At 62.2% G+C, this 3310-nt stretch carries 3 protein-coding genes; all 3 read left to right on the plus strand.

Annotated elements, in window-relative coordinates:
- Positions 1 to 670: extracellular solute-binding protein (locus tag NZM16_RS11315; protein WP_295480458.1), on the plus strand; the 670-nt coding region annotated here is incomplete at its 5' end.
- Positions 671 to 772: 102 nt separating this feature from the next.
- Positions 773 to 2137: a carbohydrate ABC transporter permease gene (locus tag NZM16_RS11320; protein WP_295480460.1), complete on the plus strand. Its 1365-nt coding sequence runs from the start codon at positions 773 to 775 to the stop codon at positions 2135 to 2137.
- Positions 2134 to 3078, plus strand: a complete 945-nt coding sequence (locus tag NZM16_RS11325; protein WP_295480462.1) for a sugar ABC transporter permease — start codon at positions 2134 to 2136, stop codon at positions 3076 to 3078. Before NZM16_RS11320 ends, NZM16_RS11325 begins: the two co-directional genes overlap by 4 nt.
- Positions 3079 to 3310: the final 232 nt, after the last annotated feature.

Here is a 3310-nt window from a genome sequence, read left to right on the forward strand (position 1 = left end):
CCCTTGGCTGGGCGCCTTTGGCACGTGGCCGCTGGACGAGAACGATAAGCCGACCTTTGATAACTCGGGCACCGTGGCAGCTCTCCAGTTTGTCCAGGATCTGAAGCTCAAGCACAAGGTCGTCCCGCAGGAGTGCGACTACAACTGCGCCGACACCCTCTTCAAGGAGGGCAAGGCGGCAATGATCATCAACGGGGATTGGTCCCTGGGCGGCTATGCTCAGGTCCTGGGCGACAAGCTGGGGGTGGCGCCCATCCCGAAGGTGACAGCTACTGGAAAGCACCCCACCCCGATGACCGGCGGCAAATACTGGATGGTCTCCAAGGCTGTGCTTCAGGATCCTGCCAAGCTGGAGGCAGTCCGGGCCTTCGTGGCCTACATGACCTCAGCGGAGGTCCAGAAGAAATGGATTGAGCGGTTTAAGCGCCTGCCCTCCCTCAAAGCGCTGGAGAAGGATCCGGCCATCCAGAACGACCCGATCCTGAAGGGATCCTTCGAGCAGTTGTTGCTGGGCAAGCCGATGCCCGCTGCGCCGGAGATGCGCTGCGCCTGGGACGCCATGCGACCGAACCTAGAGGGGGTGATGGCGGGCACCCTCCAGCCAGCCGATGCGGCCAAGGCGATGCAGCAGGCAGCCGATCAGTGCGTAGCGGAGCTTGGCAAGAAGTAGTCGCTGGGGCTTTTCAGCGGCGGGGGGCTGGAACTGCCCCCCGCCGTTTTGTCTCCAGCGCCGACCCCGAAGACAAGATGAGGGCGATATGGAGGTATGGAGATGGGCACCCTCACCCCCCAACTGATGGTCCGTTCTCTGGCCCAGGTGCTGGGGTTCGTCCTGGCGATCGCCATCGGGCTGGCCCTGCTGGAGGGCTACGTGTATCTCCTCTTTTTCCGACGTCCTCGCAATCTCCCCGCCGCGATATTCGCCCGCGGCGTTCAGGTCGGCTTGGCCTTGCTCATCGTCCTATTGCTCCTGCGCTTTCTCGAGCGCATCGGGCTGATTGCCGACCTGGTTGCCGGGCTGGGGCTTCTGCCCCTTCTCACCTCGCCGGAGCGCCTCTGGGCGGCCTGGACGGCAGCCGTGCCGACGCCGTGGTCACTGATCGTCCCTGCCCTCCTGCTGCTGGCCCTGGAGGCCCTTATCTACTTCACTGGGGAGCCCCGCCCCTCTCGCTTCGGGCTGGCCTATGTCCTCGTCCTCCCCGCCTTGGTTGGCGTCAGCTTCTTGATCCTTATCCCCTTCCTGTTTGAGGTGCGCCTGGCCTTCTCGAACATGGCCATGTATACCGCTCAGAACCCCGAATTCGGGCTGCGTTACGGGATTGAGAACTTCGTCAAGGTCTTCACTGGCCCAGTGGCCAAGGATGCCACCTTCTTTGAGGTTTTCGGGCGGACGGTGCTGTGGACAGTTGTAAACGTCTCCCTGCACGTGGCGGGCGGGCTGGTCCTGGCCCTGTTGCTCAACCGCTCGATGCGGGGGCGGGGGATCTACCGCACCATCCTCATCCTCCCTTGGGCGGTTCCCTCAACTATCACAGCGATGGCCTGGCGTAACGAGTTCGATTACCGCTATGGCTTCTTTAACATTTTGCTGCGCAACCTCCAGCAGTTCTTCGCTGACCTGGCCGCCCAGGCCCAGGGCCTGCCCCTGCTGTTTGAACTTTTCCACGGGCTCTCCCAGTTCATTCAGCCAGTGCCCTGGCGTCAAGACCCCACTTGGGCCTTCGTCTCGGTGGTGATGACCAACGTCTGGCTGGGGATCCCATTCATGATGGTGGTGATCTTAGGGGGGCTTCAGAGCATCTCCCAGGAATACTACGAGGCGGCGGAGATCGATGGGGCTAGCAAATGGCAACAGTTCCGCTATGTCACCCTGCCCCTGCTCCGTCCCGTGCTGGTGCCCGCGACCATCCTGGGGACCGTGTGGACGTTCAACCGTTTTGAGGTGATCTACCTGGTGACCCAGGGAGGGCCTCAAGAGAAGACCGACATCTTGGTTTCCTCTCTCTATAAGGCCATCTTCCAGTTTTACCGTTACGGCTTCAGCGCGGCTTTCGCGCTGGTGATCTTTTTCATCCTGTTGATCTGGGCGATTGTCTACTTGCGGATCACGAAGGGACTGCGGGGGATTTACGAATGATGGAGAGGCGCCTGACGAGTTCTGTAGTGGAAGCCTCAGCGGCACCAGCGCGGCCCTGGCCGCGCCTGCAGTGGCGGGCCCTGTTCTACCGGCCTCGGGGCGACAGCCCCTTCAAGCGCCTGTTGATCCACGCTGCGCTGTGGGTGGCCTGCCTGATCGCTGTCTACCCAGTCCTGCGGGTGGTGACCATCTCCCTGCGGCCGGCCAACAAATTGCTGACCACTAGCCTGGCGATCATCCCCGAGGACGCTACCTTGAACAACTACATCGAGCTGCTGGTCGGGCGGCCCGGGCGGCCGACGGATTTCTACCTGTGGATCTGGAACAGTCTGATCATCACCCTGACCACAGCAACCGTCGGGCTGTTGCTCTCGGCGACAGCTGCCTACGCCTTCTCTCGGTTCCGCTTCCCGGGGCGAAGCGCCGGGCTGATCTTTCTGCTCAGCACCCAGATGTTCCCGGCGGCCATGCTGCTGCTGCCCCTCTTCATCATGATCTCCCGCCTGGGGCTAATTAACTCCTATCTCGGGCTGGTGATCGCCTACTCCGTGACCGCTGTCCCCTTCAGTATCTGGATGCTTAAGGGATACTACGACACCATCCCCCGCGACCTGGAGGAGGCGGCGATGATTGACGGGGCCTCGCGGCTGGGTGTCCTCTGGCATATCATCCGACCCCTCTCCAACCCCGCCCTGGGCATTGCTTTTCTGTTCAACTTTATGACCAGCTGGAATGAGTATATCGTTGCCCGCATTATCCTCAACAAGCGCGAGATGTATACCTGGCCCCTCGGGCTGTGGACCTTCACCGAGCAATACACGGTGCTGTGGGGGAAGTTCGCCGCCGCCTCTATCCTCGTCGCGGTGCCCGTCACCCTGCTCTTCCTGTATTCGTCGCGCTGGCTGCTCTCCGGACTCACCCTAGGCGGCGTGAAGGAATAAAAGCCCTCGCGACCGGGAGCGACCTCGAACGCCTGCTAGGCCGCGCGGCTCTTTCGGTCAGCACAGCATCGCTACTTAATACGGTTCCTTAGCTCGATCCGGGGGACACAGGAAGGGCGGACCCTGGCGTCCGGCGTGATAGGCGTAGCGCTGCCCCCGGGCCTCCAGGACTACCCGGTAGCCAGGGGTGAGGACCTGCAGATACAGCCGCCCGGGTTCTGGGCACCCCAGG

This window comes from Thermoflexus sp. (assembly GCF_025055495.1).
Classification (GTDB): domain Bacteria; phylum Chloroflexota; class Anaerolineae; order Thermoflexales; family Thermoflexaceae; genus Thermoflexus.

Excerpts from the sequence above, each read along its gene's own strand:
- NZM16_RS11320 (WP_295480460.1), top strand. The coding sequence starts at position 773 with ATGGGCACCCTCACCCCCCAACTGATGGTCCGTTCTCTGGCCCAGGTG.
- NZM16_RS11325 (WP_295480462.1), top strand. The coding sequence starts at position 2,134 with ATGATGGAGAGGCGCCTGACGAGTTCTGTAGTGGAAGCCTCAGCGGCA.